The 18,288-nt window shown below is 56.9% G+C and carries 13 protein-coding genes and 4 tRNA genes; 9 read left to right on the top strand and 8 right to left on the bottom strand.

The genetic code is table 11. The features are described 5' to 3' along the window. The first annotated feature begins 47 nt into the window (after window positions 1-47). The 4 genes from ACOZ42_RS04170 (at window position 48) to paaX (ending at window position 3,309) form a co-directional block, all read left to right on the top strand. A tRNA-His gene (locus ACOZ42_RS04170) sits at window positions 48-123 on the top strand. 356 nt (window positions 124-479) lie between these two features. Next, entirely contained in the window at window positions 480-716 is a 237-nt protein-coding gene (locus ACOZ42_RS04165; protein WP_039943531.1) for a hypothetical protein, read from the top strand. Between the two features lie 4 nt (window positions 717-720). Further along, entirely contained in the window at window positions 721-2,190 is a 1,470-nt protein-coding gene (locus ACOZ42_RS04160; protein ID WP_003802724.1) for a phospholipase D-like domain-containing protein, read from the top strand. Between the two features lie 159 nt (window positions 2,191-2,349). Beyond that, complete coding sequence (gene paaX / locus ACOZ42_RS04155; RefSeq protein WP_003802725.1) at window positions 2,350-3,309, top strand: phenylacetic acid degradation operon negative regulatory protein PaaX; 960 nt, start codon at window positions 2,350-2,352, stop codon at window positions 3,307-3,309. Between the two features lie 458 nt (window positions 3,310-3,767). Here the strand turns inward: paaX and ACOZ42_RS04150 are convergent, their stop codons facing one another. From ACOZ42_RS04150 to ACOZ42_RS04140, 3 genes are all read right to left on the bottom strand, one after another. After that, a complete protein-coding gene (locus tag ACOZ42_RS04150) occupies window positions 3,768-5,486 on the bottom strand; it encodes a cation acetate symporter (protein WP_003802726.1) in 1,719 nt (572 codons plus the stop codon). After that, complete coding sequence (locus ACOZ42_RS04145) at window positions 5,483-5,791, bottom strand: DUF485 domain-containing protein (protein WP_003802727.1); 309 nt, start codon at window positions 5,789-5,791, stop codon at window positions 5,483-5,485. Before ACOZ42_RS04145 ends, ACOZ42_RS04150 begins: the two co-directional genes overlap by 4 nt. 336 nt (window positions 5,792-6,127) lie before the next feature. Next, window positions 6,128-6,204, bottom strand: a tRNA-Arg gene (locus ACOZ42_RS04140). A gap of 327 nt (window positions 6,205-6,531) precedes the next feature. Between ACOZ42_RS04140 and ACOZ42_RS04135 the strand changes: the two genes are divergently transcribed. Next, window positions 6,532-7,773, top strand: a complete 1,242-nt coding sequence (locus ACOZ42_RS04135; protein WP_426345574.1) for a phospholipase A — start codon at window positions 6,532-6,534, stop codon at window positions 7,771-7,773. Between the two features lie 6 nt (window positions 7,774-7,779). Here the strand turns inward: ACOZ42_RS04135 and ACOZ42_RS04130 are convergent, their stop codons facing one another. Continuing rightward, on the bottom strand, window positions 7,780-8,733 hold the full coding sequence (locus ACOZ42_RS04130) for a LysR family transcriptional regulator (RefSeq protein WP_202801533.1): 954 nt from the start codon (window positions 8,731-8,733) through the stop codon (window positions 7,780-7,782). A gap of 127 nt (window positions 8,734-8,860) precedes the next feature. On the opposite strand from ACOZ42_RS04130, the gene ACOZ42_RS04125 reads away from it, so the two are divergent. The 3 genes from ACOZ42_RS04125 to ACOZ42_RS04115 all read left to right on the top strand — a co-directional run bounded on the left by ACOZ42_RS04125 (window position 8,861) and on the right by ACOZ42_RS04115 (window position 14,688). Continuing rightward, entirely contained in the window at window positions 8,861-12,418 is a 3,558-nt protein-coding gene (locus ACOZ42_RS04125; RefSeq protein ID WP_426345573.1) for an indolepyruvate ferredoxin oxidoreductase family protein, read from the top strand. A gap of 243 nt (window positions 12,419-12,661) precedes the next feature. Beyond that, the gene (locus ACOZ42_RS04120; protein WP_219235747.1) at window positions 12,662-14,551 is read left to right on the top strand and encodes an LTA synthase family protein; all 1,890 of its coding nucleotides are present in this window, start codon (window positions 12,662-12,664) and stop codon (window positions 14,549-14,551) included. A gap of 60 nt (window positions 14,552-14,611) precedes the next feature. After that, window positions 14,612-14,688, top strand: a tRNA-Pro gene (locus ACOZ42_RS04115). A 57-nt stretch (window positions 14,689-14,745) separates the two neighbouring features. On the opposite strand, the gene ACOZ42_RS04110 is transcribed toward ACOZ42_RS04115, so the two are convergent. Genes ACOZ42_RS04110 through ACOZ42_RS04100 form a run of 3 tightly spaced genes read right to left on the bottom strand, consistent with a single transcriptional unit; the run spans window position 14,746 to window position 17,315 of the window. Continuing rightward, a complete protein-coding gene (locus ACOZ42_RS04110) occupies window positions 14,746-15,267 on the bottom strand; it encodes a DUF421 domain-containing protein (protein ID WP_230406260.1) in 522 nt (173 codons plus the stop codon). 6 nt (window positions 15,268-15,273) lie between these two features. Further along, window positions 15,274-15,690 (bottom strand): c-type cytochrome, encoded by a 417-nt coding sequence (locus ACOZ42_RS04105; RefSeq protein ID WP_003802743.1) that lies wholly within the window; start codon window positions 15,688-15,690, stop codon window positions 15,274-15,276. After that, complete coding sequence (locus tag ACOZ42_RS04100; RefSeq protein ID WP_131071357.1) at window positions 15,687-17,315, bottom strand: flavin monoamine oxidase family protein; 1,629 nt, start codon at window positions 17,313-17,315, stop codon at window positions 15,687-15,689. The genes ACOZ42_RS04105 and ACOZ42_RS04100 overlap by 4 nt, the downstream gene beginning before the upstream one ends. A 284-nt stretch (window positions 17,316-17,599) precedes the next feature. On the opposite strand from ACOZ42_RS04100, the gene ACOZ42_RS04095 reads away from it, so the two are divergent. After that, window positions 17,600-17,676: transfer RNA gene (locus ACOZ42_RS04095), tRNA-Pro, on the top strand. A 100-nt stretch (window positions 17,677-17,776) separates the two neighbouring features. Here ACOZ42_RS04095 and ACOZ42_RS04090 read toward each other — a convergent pair. Further along, window positions 17,777-18,217, bottom strand: a complete 441-nt coding sequence (locus ACOZ42_RS04090) for a PACE efflux transporter (RefSeq protein ID WP_426345572.1) — start codon at window positions 18,215-18,217, stop codon at window positions 17,777-17,779. Window positions 18,218-18,288 lie beyond the last annotated feature (71 nt).

The raw sequence follows: 18,288 nt of genomic DNA, 5'->3' as shown, positions 1-18,288 counted from the left end.
AGTAAGTACTTAATATGTACTGTTAATACATACTGCACCAAACAGTGGTGACCGTAGCTCAGTTGGTAGAGTCCCGGATTGTGATTCCGGTTGTCGTGGGTTCGAGCCCCATCGGTCACCCCAAAATTTACCGCTTCCCAGGTTTTGCGTATCTCCTTAAAGGGTGACAAAATCAGGAACTGGAAAAATACTTGAAAGCCCGCCTCGTAGCGGGCTTTTTTGCGTTGGTTCATCGTAGCAAGTTTGGCACCTTCGCACACTCCCGACAAGTTCGGGCTGGACAATAAACTGTGTTCGATTGTGAACCTCGGACACGCCCTACCCAAGGCTCACTCCGCCTCTATCAGAAGGGACAGTACGACATATCAAGGCGCCCGGACCTCTTCATTTTTTTTCTGCACTCGCCCTTTGTAATAGAAACTGGCACAAAACCACGCTTTCTTATACTCTAATCTGTCCCATTTTCTGGAAATTTGCTGATGACATTCGGTTTCCCCTGCTGGGATCAGGCACCCGCTAACTGGGACTGGCTTGCACAAGATGAAGACGGCCAATGGTTTTGGTATGGCGTCCAGCCCAGTCCTGGAATAGGCGGAGGCGTCTGGCGCTCCCCTTCCCGTCTGCAACAGTTTGCCGCTCGCGGCAAACCAAACCCATCCTGGATGCACAGCCTTTACCAACGCCCGGACCTGCCCGACCAGAAGCGGAACAGCTAACACCATGCAAGAGCACTTGATCCATCTGCGCGCCCTGCTGCACGACTACTGGCCGCACCTGGCGCTGGCACTCAGCGTGATCCTGGGCGCATCTGCAGCCATTCATGCCGCCATGACCAAAAACGATGTCCGCGCGGCCATCAGTTGGGTGGGCGTCATCATCATGTCGCCCTTGTTAGGGCCATTTCTGTACCTGATCGCCGGCATCAACCGGGTACGTAGACAAAGCCGCCTCGAACACAGCGCGGACGTGTTTTATGAACAGGTTACCTATTTACACCCCCCAGTCTCTGACATTGGCGCACTGGTGGGCGCCCCGTTTCGGTCCCTGCAGATCCTGGGAGACCGTGTCAGCCGCAGTCAATTACGCAACGGCAATAATGTGCGGGTTTTGCTGGGCGGCGATCAGGCCTACCCCGCCATGCTGGAAGCCATCGAACAGGCTCGCAACACGATTGCCTTGCAAAGCTATATTTTTGATAGCGATCGCCTGGGCCAGGAATTTGTCAGCGCCCTGTCACGCGCGCACCAGCGAGGCGTGCAGATTCGGGTGCTGGTCGATGCCATTGGCGCTAAATACTCACGCACCCCCATTGTGCGACTATTGCGCCGTGAGGGCATACGCTGCGCTCTCTTCATGACCAACCCCCTGGGCTTTTTGCGCATGCCCTACGCCAATCTGCGCAGTCACCGCAAACTCCTGATTGTGGATGGCACCGTGGGCTTTACCGGGGGCATGAACCTGCGCGAGTCCTTTATGGCGCAATATAGCGACGGCAAACCGTCCCAGGACACGCACTTTCGCCTGGAAGGCCCGGCTGTCATGCAATTGCTGGCGTCATTTCGACACGACTGGCAATTTACCACTCGCGAGGATCTGTCGCCGGACTATTGGCATGCCAGCGCCACGCCCGCCCCCCGGCCTCATGTGCCAGCCCGATGCATTGCTTCCGGCCCTGACCGCTTCATGGCCAGCACCCACCACATGCTGCAAGGTGCGTTTGCCATCGCACAACGCCATATCCGTATCCAGTCCCCCTATTTCCTGCCCGACCAGATTCTATTGGGAGCCCTGAACACGGCGGCGCGGCGTGGCATACAGGTAGACATCGTGATTCCAGGGCAGAACAACCTGCGTCTGGTCAATTACGCCATGACGGCCCAGCTCGATCAGGTGCTACGCGCGGGCTGTCGGGTCTGGCGCGCCCGGGGGCCATTCAATCATTCCAAACTCATGACCATTGATGGCGTCTGGTCCTATATCGGCTCATCCAATCTGGACCCCCGTAGCCTGCGCTTGAACTTTGAGCTGGACGTGGAAATCTACAGCCGAGACACCGCACGCCAGATCCAGAACCTGATTGACCTGGAAATTGAAGACGCCGAAGCCGTCAGCCTGGAATCCCTGAATGCCATTGGCTTTGGCAAGCGCTTGCGCAATCGGCTGATCTGGTTAGCCAGTCCCTATTTGTAGGGTACGCGCATGCAAAACTGCTGCAAAGATCAAGAAAGCCCCTGGCTGGCATAATCTTTCAGTGCGCTTGTACACCCACCCTTTATAATCAAGCGCTTAACCGGTCAACACAGACAGGCGTGCCGCTCTCACACAGCCTTGAGCGCCTTTAAAAAAACAATGTCCGAGCTTTCTTATTCCGACCTGGCCCACTGGGCCGCCCACCATCTGGAAAACCGCCCTCCGCGTGCCAAGTCCCTGGTCATGACCCTGTTTGGCGATGTGATTCGCCCGCATGGCGGCAAACTCTGGCTGGGCAGCCTGATCCAGTTGCTGGCGCCCTTTGGGATCAGCGACCGGCTGGTACGCACCAGCGTGTACAGACTGGCCGAGGAGGGCTGGCTGAGCGCGCAACGTGAAGGGCGGCGCAGCCAGTACACCTTGCGGCCCGAAGCCAGCCAGCGCTTTGAGCATGCGTATCAACGCATTTACACCCCAACCTATCTGGCGTGGGATGGCCAATGGACGCTGGTCTTTAGCATGCCCAGCCTGATGATGAACTCCAAGCAGCGGGCGGACCTGCGCAAGGAGCTGCTGTGGGAAGGTTTTTGCGCCTTGTCACCCACCGCTTTCCTGCACCCCAACCCCGATCACACGATTCTGGATTACATCCTGCAGGCCACCCAGGCCCAGTCGCAAGTCTATGTGGCCAAGTTGGAACCCTCGCAACTGCCTCAGACGCGCCCTCTGTCGCAACTTATTCAAGACAGCTGGGATCTGGCGCAGGTCGCCAGCGGCTATGGGCAGTTCATACAACGTTTCGCGCCTGCCCTGAACATGCTGGACGCCGGCCACCCCTACGATGACCAGTTGGCATTTGTCATTCGCACGCTCTTGATTCACGAGTTCCGCCGCATCCAACTGCACGACCCCCAGTTGCCCATCGAACTGTTGCCCACAGGCTGGGCAGGAAAACAGGCTTACGAGCTGTGCCGGGATGTATATCGTCAGGTCTGCGGCAAGGCAGAACGCTATATCCTGTCTACCTTGCGTGCCGAGGATGAGCAGGCGCCCGAGGCCGCTGCCTACTTCTACGAACGCTTTGACGGCCTGCCTGTCCCCTGCGAAACCCAGAGCTGAACTCAAGACTTGGTCCGGCGCACGGCCCAGGCATTGAGGCGGAAAAAAACGGGCGGCTGTGATTGCCATCACGGAGCAGCCCGCATCAGGTTGTGCGGCTCAAATCAAACTCAGCGTCAAGGGCCTTGCCGTGCCATGACGCCCAGCCCAGGTCTTTGCGTCGGGTTCTGGGTTTGGGTGTCGTCGGTTGGGCTTGGGATCGAGGCTTGAGCTTGGGACCCGCATGGTTGCAATCGTATCGCCAGGGCCGCATTGCGTTCAGTCATCGCCCAGTCGCTTCAATAGCGCTTTACCGCGCCCGACTTGACGCGTGCATCGCACATCGAACAAAAAAACACCCCAAAAGTTGGACAGGTCGCCAACCTTTGAGGTGTCGTTCACCTACCGGTTTTTCTTACACCCACAAAACCAGCTAAGGCCGCCAGACGCAGGCATTCAGCCCGGTCTGGCAGGAAGGTTTAATGCGCAGAAGCCGCTTCTGCTCCCACACCCGTTTCGGAACGCACGGACTGCCCCTCGAAACCAGCACGGTCAATCTCGGCACGCGGACTACGATCAGTGATCGAGAAGAACCAGATTGCCAGGAAGGCCAATGGCATGGAGAACAACGCTGCCGACGCGTATGGGAAGGGCGCGGAGCCGGCAGGATTGCCCAAAGTGGCTTCCCATACCGAGGGGGAGAGCAACGTCAGCACCAAGGCAACGACCAGACCCAGGAACCCACCTATCGTGGCGCCACGTGTCGTACATCCTTTCCACAAAATGGACAGGAACAAGACCGGGAAGTTGGCCGAGGCGGCAATCGCAAAGGCCAGTGACACCATGAAAGCAATGTTCTGTTTCTCGAAAATAATGCCCAACAACACCGCAATCACCCCCAGCGCCAGGGTGGTTGCACGAGACACGCGCATGACTTCCTCATTACTGGCTTCGCCTTTCTTGATCAGCGTGGAATACAGATCATGCGACACAGCCGACGTACCCGACAGGGTCAAGCCCGCCACTACGGCCAGAATCGTGGCAAAGGCGACGGCAGACATAAAGCCCAGGAATACATCGCCACCGACCGCATCAGCCAGGTGCACAGCAGCCATATTGGAGCCACCAATCAGGTCGCCGCCCACTTCCAGGAAACGGGGGTTGGTCGACACCAGCACGATTGCGCCAAAGCCAATGATGAAGGTCAGGATGTAAAAGTAACCGATCCAGGTGGTTGCCCAGAACACGGATTTACGTGCTTCCTTAGCATCAGGCACCGTAAAAAAGCGCATCAGAATGTGCGGCAGGCCTGCCGTACCGAACATCAGGGCCATACCAAAGGAAATCGCGCTGATCGGGTCCTTGATGAAATTGCCCGGGCCCATGATGGCCTGGCCGATGGTCGCCGCCTGAGCAGCATCCTTGCCGGCAGCAAGCGCGGCCTCGGTCTTGACCTGAACCGCCGCGGCAAACAGCTTTTCTGGCGAGAAACCATATTGCGCCAGAACCATGATGGCCATAAAAGAGGCGCCAAACAGCAGCAGGCCCGCCTTGATGATCTGTACCCAGGTGGTGGCCGTCATGCCGCCAAACAGCACGTAAACCATCATCAGCACACCCACCAGCACCACGGCAACCCAATATTCCAGACCAAACAGCAGTTTGATCAACTGGCCTGCACCCACCATCTGAGCAATCAGGTAAAAGAGCACCACCACCAGCGTGCCGGACGCCGCAAAGGCACGAATGGGGCCTTGGCGGAAACGATAGGCTGCCACGTCTGCAAAGGTGAATTTACCCAGATTACGCAGCTTTTCTGCCAGCAGGAACGTGATGATGGGCCAGCCCACCAGAAAACCGATGGAATAGATCAGGCCATCATAGCCATTGATCATCACCGCAGCGGAAATACCCAGAAAGGACGCCGCGGACATATAGTCACCGGCAATGGCCAGTCCGTTTTGAAAGCCGGTGATGCCGCCGCCCGCCGTATAAAAGTCCGAGACCGACTTGGTGCGCGCTGCCGCCCATTTGGTAATCCACAGCGTCGCCAGCACAAAGACGGCGAACATACCGATGGCCGTCCAGTTGGTCGCCTGCTTTTGCAGCTCGCCCAGATCGCCACCCGCTGCCCACAAGGCAGGACTGGCCAGCAACAGCCCCAGAGCCAGGCCGGAACGAAGATAGGAACGCTTCATTTACGCACCTCCTCAAGCACTTCCTTGGCCATCTGGTCGAATTTGGTATTGGCGCGCCAGACATAAATGCCCGTAATCACAATTGCCAACACAATCACGCCAAAACCGATAGGAATGCCCAGGGTCATGACGCCCTCACCCAAGCGTGTGGCAAACAGCTCCTTGTCGAACGCAATAATGCCGATATAGCTGTAGTAAGCCACCAGCATGACGATGGTGAGTATCCAGCCCAGCCGCAGCCGGGTCTTGACCAGTTTTTGATAGCGAGGATTGGCCGTAATCCGACCTACAAGGGGGTCTTGCATAGTTTGTCTCCGCATTGTTCTGAACGCCTTGTTCGCTGGCGTATCTTATTGAACCGGCCCAGCCCTCACAGGCTGAAAACGGCGTTATGAAGACGCCTGCCGACGTCTATGCGGTGAACATTAGAGCTCGACACTTACACCATACTTACTAACTGCGCCTCCTCAGGGTTATGCCTAGGACAGACTAAATGCCCTCCAGAAAAAACCGCCATAAAGTCGGTCATATTCCTTATGCAACATAGGGTTGGAGAAAATAACGACCCCGTTGACACGAGCAGCCACAAGCCCCCGATCCAGACCGGAAAGGGACAAACTGTGCACGGAAAAGGGTAAGGTTGGCGCGGGTGGAGGGGTTCGAACCCCCGGCCCCAGGCTTAGAAGGCCTGTGCTCTATCCAACTGAGCTACACCCGCCAGGTGATGGCGGCATCACCCACACGATCAGGCGATGCACTGTCTCGAAATAAAAGTCCTGTATGAACAAGAATTTATTTCAGCCCTATTGTTGAGAAAATAGCGGCTACAAAAGACAATCAAGTATTTTAGCCTGAAAAGCGGTTTTAGATAAGCCGCAAGCTCGTCAGAGTGTCAATACTGTAAGAAAAACAATTATAAGTAGTATTTTTAATCCTAAATGGTACAGTCGTGTACGGATTAACCCGTTTTCCTGGACTCTTTTTCATGCCGACCACAAAGAAACTAAGCAAGCACTCTTTAATACTATCGGCCCCTCTTTTTATCTTGAGCGCAATTCTGAATACCGCACAGGCAGGTATTACCTACCAGTTGCGCCAAGTGCAGGCCAGTTCGGGCGAAAGCGTCAATATTGACGCCATCGTCTACAACGACACAGGCAGTCTGATGACCTGGACCGCCCCACGCAACCTGGTTTTGCAGTGGCGCGACGGTAAGGGTAACGTGATCCGCAGTCTGGCTGAACTGGTCAATGCCCGCCCCCGAGCCTCCATCCCCACCAACAACTTCACCGCTTACAGTTGGCGCGCCGTGGTCCCCAATGGGCTGACGGGCCTGCAAGCAGTGAATATTGAAGGTGAGCGCGTGATGCTGGCTCTGGACACCAATCCGCAGGCCCGCAGCCCGATTACCTCGCAGCCAGCCAATGGCGCGGTCGTGAATGCAGGCGCCGGAAACGACCCACGAGTCGTCGATCCTGCCCTGCCCTACGCTCAGGCCGTCGCTGCGGGCGCTCAGCCCGAAGGGCCCGCCATCATCAGCGGACAAGGGCTCAAACCTGCCAACTCCAGCTTTGAAAACTTCAGCAATGCCATCTCGGCCCATGACCCGACCTATTTTATTGTCGGCAACAAAGGCGGCAACAATGCCCGCTTCCAGCTAAGCTTCAAATACCGCCTGCACTCGCCCAAAGACCCGAGCAACCCCAAATTCTACGACCACTTCTATATTGGTTATACCCAAACCGCGTTGTGGGATTTGCATGCTGACTCCAAGCCCTTTGTCGACACCACCTACCGCCCCAGCCTGTTCTGGCGTAAAGACTCCATCTGGGAGTCCGAGCAAAAACGCCTGTTCATGGGCCTGGCAAGCGGGTATGAGCACTCCTCCAACGGCAAGTCAGGCGACGATTCCCGCTCCATGAACGAGGTCTTTATCCAGCCTGAGTTCAATTACCGCTTTGACCACGGTGCCACCCTGACGTTTGCCCCCCGTATCAAACACTATGTGTTCATGGGCGAGAACGCCGACTGGGCGCACTATCGGGGTCGCTATGACTGGAAGCTGCGCTACGCTCAGGACAACGGGCTGGTTTTGTCGGGCATGTACAACAAAGGGGCTGGCAGCCGCAATACACATGAGTTCTCGATCGCCTGGCCACTGAACCGTACCCCCTTGAACATGAACGGTTATATCTACGGCCAATACTTCTCTGGCTATGCAGAAACCATGCTGGGCTACCGTGACCGCTCTTCACAATTTCGCATCGGTCTGGCTCTGGTACCCTAAGATCCCTTACAGCAGTCCCCCACCGCGTCGGCTCCCCATGCCGGCGCGGGCCATATCGTGGTCACAGGCCTGAATCAGAAAGCGCTGAAACAAGGCGACCAGTCCTTCGGGCTCCCGCTCTTTCGGCCACAACAAGCCCACCTCCACAGACTCCACCGGATCGTGAATGCCGATGGCCTGGATGCGCTTGCCCTCCAGTGACCAGGGACGATAGACCATATCCGACAAAATCGTCACCCCGAAACCATAAGCCACCAGCCCCCGCACGGCTTCCAAAGAGCGCGTGCGCATGGCGACACGCTCCGGAAAGCCTGGGCTGCCCCAATGACGCCTGGCGGCCGCATCCGCATCGTCCACAGTCAGAAAAATATAAGGGTAGTGGTTGATTTGCGCCAAGGACACACTGGACTCATTGGCCAGGGCATGCTGGTCCGACACCCATAAACGACGACGGGAGCTGCTCAGTCGATGATGCCCGTACATGGCCAGATCACTGATATTGGACAAGATCGCTACCCCCAGATCGATGCGCTCGCTTTGCAAGGCCGCTTCCATTTCGGGACGCTCCATGTCCACCAGCTCGATATCGATATTGGGGTAGCTATGTTTGAAGCGACTGATAAGGTCAGGCAGAAAATAGCCCAGAACCGTGTAGCCAGCCGCCACCCGAATCTGTCCTTCAATATTTTGACGCCGCAAATCGGCGTGATTCAGCGCATCACTGACGGCATCAATCACATGATGGGCATGATGAAAAAACGCCTGCCCTTGCGGAGTCAGCTCCACACCGTGCGGCAAACGCTCAAACAGCGCCACATTCAACTGCCGCTCCAGGCTCTGGACTGCATTGCTGATCGCCGACTGCGAGACATTCTCGGCCTGAGCGGCCGCGGAGAACTGTCCGCTGACAGCGGCCGCAATGAAATAACGAAACTGCCGCAAGGTCACTTCGTGTTTCATAGCCATCCGTTTTTCAGATATCAGGTACTCGTAAATTTGATTTTACGATAACAAAAAGCTGCCCTAGACTAAAGCACAAACTAAAACAACTTGCACGAAAACCTTTCTTCCTGCAGGAGACAAACTCATGAATGCCCCTCTCAACAAACCTTACAAGGCCATGTTGGAATCCGTGTCCCTGGATGACAAATACACCGTCACCAAGGGGCGCGCCTATATGAGCGGAACCCAAGCTCTGGTGCGCCTGCCCATGCTGCAAAAAGAGCGTGACCGGCGCGCAGGCCTGAACACGGCCGGCTTTATCTCTGGTTACCGGGGCTCCCCATTAGGGAGCGTAGACCAGGCTTTATGGCAGGCCAGCAAACATCTCAAGGAACACGACATCGTGTTCAAGCCCGGTCTGAACGAAGATCTGGCCGCTACCGCTGTCTGGGGTAGCCAGCAGACCAATCTGTATCCCAGCGCCCGCTTCGATGGCACCTTTGCCATGTGGTATGGCAAGGGCCCAGGCGTGGACCGCTCCATGGATGTCTTCAAACACGCCAATTCGGCAGGCAGCTCACGCTACGGCGGAGTACTGGTACTGGCCGGCGATGACCACGGCGCCAAATCCTCCACGGTGGCCCACCAGTCCGATCACGTTTTCGCCGCGGCAGGCATCCCGGTGCTATACCCGGCCAACGTGCAGGAATATCTGGATTTTGGCCAGCACGGCTGGGCCATGAGCCGCTTCTCGGGCCTGTGGGTTGCCTTGAAGTGTGTCACCGAAGTAGTGGAATCCAATGCCTCGGTGGATCTGGACCCGGACAGCCTGAACATTGTCCTGCCCGAAATCGAGGACATGCCCGCCGACGGCCTGAATATCCGCTGGCCAGACCCACCGCTGGCACAAGAAGCCCGCATGATGAATCACAAGTGGTACGCCGCGTTGGCGTATGTGCGCGCCAACAAGCTGAACCGCGTCGAGATTGATTCGCCCGACGCCCGCTTTGGCATCATGACTGCCGGCAAGGCTTACCTGGATACGCGGCAGGCCCTGGCCGATCTGGGCCTGTCTGACGAGCTGTGTGCCGAGCTGGGTATCCGGCTGTTCAAAGTAGGCTGTATCTGGCCTCTGGACGGCCAGGATGCTCGCCAGTTCGCAACAGGTCTGACCGAAATTCTGGTGGTAGAAGAAAAACGCCAGATCCTGGAATACGCCCTGAAAGAAGAACTGTACAACTGGCGCGATGATGTACGCCCCAAGGTCTACGGCAAGTTTGACGAGACCGAACACGGCGGCGGCGAGTGGTCGCTATCGCGCTCCCCCTGGCTGCTGCCCCCGCAAGGCGAACTGTCTCCGGCGATTATTGCGCGCGCTATTGCCCGTCGGCTCTGCACCATGGATATTTCCGAGGAATTGCGTGCCCGCATTCAGGCCCGCCTGGCGATTCTGGATGCCAAGGACCGCGAGGCCCGCATGCCCCGCGTCAGTGTCGAGCGCAAACCCTGGTTCTGTTCGGGTTGTCCGCACAACACCTCCACGCGCGTGCCCGAAGGCTCCCGCGCCATGGCCGGTATTGGCTGCCACTACATGACCGTCTGGATGGATCGCAGCACGTCCACTTTCAGTCATATGGGAGGTGAAGGGGTCGCGTGGATTGGCCAGCAACCCTTTACTGACGAAAAGCACGTTTTCGCCAATCTGGGCGACGGCACCTATTTTCATTCCGGCATCCTGGCTATTCGCGCCTCCATCGCCGCCAACTCCAATATCACTTACAAGATTCTGTACAACGACGCAGTGGCCATGACGGGCGGTCAACCTGTCGATGGCATTTTGAAGGTCACAGACGTCATCGCCCAGGTACATGCCGAGGGCGCGCGCAAAATTGTCGTGGTGACCGATGAGCCCGAAAAATTCAAGGGCGTCACTCTGGCGGGCAATCCGCCGGTTTATCACCGCGATGAACTGGACCGCGTCCAACGCGAACTGCGCGAAATACCGGGTACCACTATTTTGGTCTATGACCAGACCTGCGCGACCGAAAAGCGCCGTCGCCGCAAAAAGGGAACGTACCCGGACCCGGCCTTGCGGGCCTTTATCAATGACACGGTCTGTGAGGGCTGCGGTGACTGCTCGGTCAAATCCAACTGCCTGTCTGTCGAACCTCTGGACACCCCTCTGGGTTCCAAGCGTCGTATCAACCAGTCTTCCTGCAACAAGGACTTTTCGTGCGTCAACGGTTTTTGCCCCAGCTTTGTCACGCTGAAAGGGGCGCAAGTGCGCAAACCCGAGGCCCAGGGTCGTTCCCTGGAGTCCTTCAATCTGGCGGACCTGCCGTTACCCAAACTGCCTGACCTGGACAGGACCTACGGCATCTTGATCGCTGGCATTGGCGGCACCGGGGTGGTGACTGTCGGTGGCTTGCTGGGCATGGCTGCACATATCGAACAAAAAGGGGTCAGCGTTCTGGATATGGCAGGTCTGGCGCAAAAAGGCGGTGCCGTCCTGAGCCATGTGCAAATTGCGCGCCGCCCCGATCAACTGCATGCCACCCGTGTTCCAACCGGCGAGGCGTCCTTGCTGATTGGCAGTGATGCTCTGGTCAGCGCCTCTACCGACGTCCTGAGTCGGGTCAGCCGCGACCGCACGCACACCATTATCAATACGGCGGCCAGCCCGACCTCGGATCTGATCGGCAATGCACACTGGAAGTTTCCATTGCAAACCGCCTGCACGGACATTGAGAACGCCGTAGGCAAAGACATCCGCTATCTGGACGCCAACGCCCTGGCGGTACATGTCATGGGAGACGCCCTGTATGCCAACCCGATCTTGCTGGGTTATGCCTTTCAGCGCGGCTGGATTCCACTACACATGGACAGTCTGCTACGCGCGATCGAACTGAACGGAGTGGCCGTCAAAGCCAACCGCGAAGCATTCCAATGGGGTCGTCTTGCTGCAGAAAAAGGCATAGAAACCTTGATGGAAGGGGCCACGCCCAAAGCCCGCGCGGTCACCTTTCCCGAGAGCGTGCAGGCATTGATCAAGCGCATGGAAGCGCATCTGAGCGCCTACCAGAACCCGGCCTGGGCCCAACGTTATCGCGACGCCATCAAGCCGATCATGGAACGCGAGTCGCGTCTGGACCAGGACAAGACACTGCCGCTGACGCGTATCGCGGCCACGCAACTGGCCAAGCTGATGAGCTACAAGGACGAGTACGAAGTGGCCCGTCTCTACACCGACCCGGCCTTTCTGGACAAGCTGCGAGCGCAATTTGCAGGTGAACCCGGCAAGGACTACCAGATTCAGTACCATCTGGCCCCTCCGCTGCTGGGGCGCAAAAACAGTCAGGGCCAGCCCGTCAAAAGCAAGTTTGGCCCGTCAACCCGCCACTTGTTCAAGATTCTGGCCAGTTTGCGAGGTTTACGGGGAACCGCGCTGGATGTATTTGGCTATACCCAGGAGCGTCGTCAGGAGCGCCAAAACATTCAGGACTATCTGGCCGACCTGAATGAGGTCAGTGCGCACCTGGATACAGACAATCTGGAAGTGGCTCTGCGCTGGCTCAACTATCCCGACCTGATCCGAGGCTATGGTCATGTCAAGGATGCGGGCCAGGTAAAAGCCTACGCCTTGCGCGAACAACAGCGCAGCCAGTTCCGTGCGCGTACGGAACCTAGCCAGCGCGTCGCCTGAACCCGCAGCCGGCCCTGAGCGCGGGGCCGGCTCTCTTGTCTCCTCCTTGACAGCAGCTTGTCCGTTCCGGCGAGCTGCTTTTTTTTGTCTGGCACGCCCCAGTCACACAGGCACCGTCCCCTGCCGTTAAGGGTATGAAGCCCCGCCACCCCATGGCTTGCCTGGCAAACTGACATACAATCGTGCAATTCGATGCCCGTGCCGCCACCTGTGGCTCTCAGGTCGATTCAGGACCCCACTCTTATGCGCCATCTAGTTTATGTATTTGTTCCCTCAGCCCTGATCTTGCTGACCGCCTTTCGGCTGGCCTTCGCATTGTGGCAATGGCCACGTGTACGCCAAGCCGGTGGCCTGCTGCCTATCCTGATTGGCGGCCTGCGCATTGATGCCCTGATGATTGCCGCCCTGAGCGCCCCCGTGGTCTTGCTGGCTCCCTGGGTGGGACACTATCCGCTCATGACGACGGTCGCCGCCGTCTGGTTTACCTTCGCCTGGTTCCTGTTGACCTTGCTGGAAGTGTCCACGCCCCAGTTCATCATTGAGTACGACACACGCCCCAACCGGCTGTATGTGGACTATCTGAAGCACCCGCAGGAAGTGGTGGGCATGCTGTGGAAAGGCTACCGACTGATGATCGGCATCGCCCTGATCGGACTGGGCCTGATTGTGTATTCAGGCTGGGCCATCTTCGGGCAGGTCTCCCCCGATCCGGTAATGAGCTGGTGGCTGCGCCCCATCTGGATGCTGGTGGGAGCCGCCCTGTGCGCGCTGGCCATACGCGGTACCTTAGCGCACCGCCCCATCAACCCTTCCTCGGTAGCCTGGAGCAGCGACAGCATGCTCAACACGCTGCCACTCAATTCACTGTACAACGTGGCCTACGCTATCTACAGCATGAAAAACGAGCGTTCTGCCGAGGATATTTACGGCGGCATGGACCCAGCAGAAATCAACCAGATCGTGTGTGATGCGGCTGCCTTGCCGGTCGGCCCCGAGAGCCTGCCCACGCTGCATCGTCAAACGCCCAGCCAAACCCGCTCACGCAAACCTAATCTGGTCCTGATTGTGGAGGAAAGCCTTGGAGCCCAGTATGTCGGCAATCTGGGCGGGGCCAATCTGACGCCCGAACTGGACAAGCTGGCACAAACGGGCTGGAACTTTCGACGTGCCTATGCCACCGGGACTCGCTCAGTACGCGGCCTGGAAGCCGTGTCAGCCGGTTTCCCCCCTACGGTGGCCGATGCGGTCTTACGCCTGCCCGGCTCGCAAACCCGCTTTTTTACCTTGGCCCAATTGCTCAAGGAACACAACTACCGCTCGCGCTTCATCTATGGTGGCGAAGCTCACTTCGACAATATGAAGAGCTTTTTTCTGGGTAACGGCTTTGATGAGCTGTATGAGCAATCCAGCTTCGAGTCTCCTGAGTTTGTAGGCACCTGGGGCGCCAGCGACGAGGACATGTTCAACAAGCTGCACGAGCTGCTCAGTCAGGACAAGGAGCAGCCTACCTTGACACTGGCCTTTTCCGTCAGCAACCACTCACCTTGGGAATACCCCGCGGGGCGCTTTCCGGTAGAGGGAGATCCCGCGACCGTCGAAAATACCGTAAGGTACGCCGACTGGGCCATTGGCGACTTCTTTAACAAGGCGCGCGAATCAGACTATTGGGACAATACGGTATTTCTCATTGTTGCCGATCATGACTCTCGCGTAGGCGGCGCCAACCTGGTGCCTTTGCGTCATTTTCATATTCCTGCCCTGATTCTGGGTGGCGGCGTTCCCCAGCGCCAGGACGAACGCATTATCAGCCAGATCGATCTGGCTCCCACCCTGCTGTCTTTAATGGGCATTGACAGTGAGCACCCCATGATCGGACGCGACCTGACCCGTCAAGAGTGCGACCGGGCCATGATGCAGTACTTCGAGAACTACGGCTATCTGAAAGGCGACATTCTGACCGTGCTGATGCCCCATCTGCCTCCTTGCCAATATCGCTATACCGCACCCGACAAGTACGAAGCGCTGGAACAGATTGATGAGACATTGGCCCGAGAAGCCCTGGCCCATGTGCTGTGGCCCAGTTGGGCGTATCACGCCCAGGCCTACACCTTGCCCCATCTGCAAAAACGCTGAAAAAGTGCCAGCAGGGGCTTGACCGTCTCCGCTATTCGTTCTATCATGCTTGTCTTTAGTCGGGGCGTAGCGCAGCCTGGTAGCGCATCTGGTTTGGGACCAGAGGGTCGCGAGTTCGAATCCCGCCGCCCCGACCACTATTTTAAAAAAGCACCGTTTAACGGTGCTTTTTTATTGCCTGCGGCCCTTGGCTTTTACCCTGGACCCGTCTCAGTTGGCTCCGCCTTCAAGAAACTGAGTTTGCCATTGGGCTCAATGTACGCGGCGCAGACCTCATCGAGCGATTTGATGCCAGCCAGCCGCATTTCACTGAGAATCTCGTCGCGGGTCACAAACTCCCGACGCATATTCCGCCACTGGTACTGCCCATCCCTGACCACACACACTTTGCGGGGTGTAACCAGCTTGTTGAGCGCGGGAAACTGATACATCAGCCAATCGACCACAAACCCCCACCCTACAATCGTCGCCGCCACCAGCAAGCCGTCAGTCAAGGAGTTGCTGCCTCCCGTCATGGCATTGCCGCTGGCATCGGCAATCAACAAAAGTATGAGCAGATCGGCAACGCCTAACGACCCCAGCTCACGCCGCCCCGCCAGGCGCAGCAGAATAAACAGAACGAAATAAACCACGGTACCCCGCAACACCGACTCCATCACGGGGATTTCCACAGCAAAGACCGTGCTCCAACCCATCGCCTGCATAGCGTCAACCATCCATATTTAGTTCAGGTCGAAATACTGATGCTCCTTGGGGCGCTGCGCGGCCACCTCCTTGGCCGTGACCGTGTCATTGAACTCGTTACCCAAATGGGAGCGCACGTAATTGACGACCTTGGCTATCTGCTCGTCATTGAGCACACCACCAAAACCAGGCATACCCTTGTTTCCCTGATTCACCATAAACACCACATAGGCAGGTGCGCCCAGTTTCGGGTTCTGGGACAAAGACGGATAAATTCCGGCCCCCTGAGCGCCCTTGCCATCGATCATATGGCAGGAAGCACACACTTGCTCATAAATTTCCTGACCGCTAGTCTGGGTAAATACCACTTTATCGCCCCCCACTACTGCCGTATCAGCATGACTGGCGCTCATCAGACCCCAAGCCAGAAAAACCGTGAGTGCTCGTATCATCATGACTGCCCTCCTTGGGAATCAGCGTGTTGCTCGCCCACAATCCGACTGTGCAGGCGGGTAATGGCATTGAGGGCCGACAGCACGGCCCCTTCCTGCCAGGCGTTGACATAAGAGGCGTGCTCACCGGCCAGGACCAGGCGACCATCAATCTGGCACAAGTTCTCGTAATGAGCAGCCCGTGTCTGATCCGTCCACATGCCGTAGCAACCCAGTGTCCAGGGTACGCGGTGCCAGGCTACGGCCACCCCGCTCTCGAACTCGTCCTTGTACTGAGGATGAATCTGCGCGCCATACTCCACGGCTTTCCTGATCCGATCCTCCGGACTGAGCGACGTCCACTCCACCGCGCTGGGCCCGAACATGTAACCGCCCAGCAAAACACCTTTTCCGCCCGCCATCATGCCCGCGCTCGGGTAGGAAATCTGTGTAATCGGCAAATCGGTGTAGCTGATACCTCCATAAATCGCTTCGTCATCCTCCCAGAAACGGCGTTTGAACTGCAGTCCGACCTTGACTGAAGGGGCATAAGGGACAGCATCGATGGCAGCATGCAGTGCCTTGCTGGCATCCAGATCAATCTGGCTGAGGATGGATAAGGGAATCGTGCAGACACACCAGTCGGCCATTTCGGTGTGCTCACGGCCCGTGATTTGATCCTTGTAGCCGACCGTCACCTTGCCATCGTTCTGTTTGATGGCCGTGACCTTGGCATTAAACGTAAATAGCCCCTCCAGCTCGTTACCAAACGCAGCGCCAATCTGATCCATGCCGCCGACCGGCTGAAACATGGTCTGCTGGAACTCGTACAAATCATGAATACCCATATTGTGCCAAACGCTGGAGCGCACAATATCAGCCAGCTTCAACGGTTCGGAAAACTCGGGTTGAGCATGCAGGCCACCTCCCGGATCACGCTCGAAACCACGTACCTCGGAACTGGTATGGCCTTTCACATACGCCATGTTCTTGTCCAACGCGCCCCAGCTCCGCAAGGCTTCCAGCAATTTCTCCTGATCCTCTGTGGACAAGGGGGCATCCAGCAAGTGGGTATGGATGGCTTTGGACAAAAGCTCGGAGACCTGCCCCTGAAAATCTGCATGAATGTGGCGAAAGCGCTGGGGCTTGCCATTGAAGTGGTCTTTGCTATGCAGATAAGCGTTGTAGTTGTACTGGATAAACGGCTCCAGCTTGACCTTGAGCCGCTTGCAGTAGTCCAGCAAGGCCCGGTGATGGAAGGGTATGCGCCACGGACCAGGGTTGATGTACTGATCCTTGTCGAACTTGACATCCTGCCTGGCGCCCCCCAACTCGGTATAGCTGTCCCCACCGTGCAAGGTCCAGTTGCGTCCCCCGACCTTGTGGCGATATTCCAGAATCTTGACCTGATAGCCGGCATTGCGCAGCTCTAACGCGGCCACCATACCGGCCAGACCCGCTCCCAGAATGACGACAGAGGTCCCGGGCCTGGGTTTACCCTCCAGGCGAATCGGCCCGTCATAACTACCCTCTGCGGCATGCCCCAGGCGCATCATGGCTTGATACATCGCTGCGCCACCCGCAGCGTACCCAACCATGGTCAGAAAGTGTCGTCGTGTCAGTCTCCCACCCTGTGAAACTTGGCTCATCGTGCGTTCTCCTCTTGGAAAAATGATGAACAGCATTCACCCCCAACTTTTTTATCTACCCCCGGTGCATGAATGCTGCCCCTATGGAAAACAACAAAGAACACCTTGCTTTGTTATCAAATTGCCACTTAACTATAAGCACCTAAAATAGTTAATCCCTCAATAGAAACATACGTTTACCGCACTCAAGGTTCACTGACCCCCTGTCACCCTTGGTTTCTTACGTACTCAGAACTCATTTGCTTGCCAAGTTCACTCTCACACGCTATAATTTTTTTCTTAGTCGGGGCGTAGCGCAGCCTGGTAGCGCATCTGGTTTGGGACCAGAGGGTCGCGAGTTCGAATCCCGCCGCCCCGACCAAAAAATTCAAAGGCCTTGCAGAGCAATCTGCAAGGCCTTTTTGTTTTGGTTCTCTTAAGCCTTGCCCCACCTTAACCACGGGGATAGGAGCTTTTTGTCCTTAGCGGGTCTGGCTGGGGCTCAGGCCGACCGAATCGGGCAGACCAAAAATACAATCAAATGCCCAGTTATAGAAAAAGGCAAACAGCGGAAAGAACGCCAGCAATACCGCCTCCATTAAAAACGCCTTCCACAAGCTGATATCCAGCCACCAGGCGATTAAGGGGATCAGCAAGGACACCAGCACAAGCTGGAAACCGGTCACATGCACTACCCGGTGCCAGAACGTACGAGCCTGTATATGACGACGACGCTCCCAGGCCTCAAACATCATGTTGTAGAACAGGTTTACCGTTACCGCGCAAGTGCTGATCATGAACGAAAGCACACCGCTTTGCATGGGCCCCGCGCCGCTTAACTGAGCCAGGACCGTCGCCGCTACCATCATGCCCAGCAATTCAAACAGGCCGATATACACCACTCTTCTTTTCCATCCCTGCACGATACACATCCTTGCTTAAAACCGTAGAAAGCATGATTATCCGCAGTACAGCTTTTAGAAAAAGTCAGATT

Origin of the sequence: Alcaligenes sp. HNGD-HTN06 (assembly GCF_049932565.1) — a bacterium.
Classification (GTDB): domain Bacteria; phylum Pseudomonadota; class Gammaproteobacteria; order Burkholderiales; family Burkholderiaceae_B; genus Alcaligenes; species Alcaligenes ammonioxydans.
This window is presented reverse-complemented; position numbering and strand designations above follow the sequence as displayed.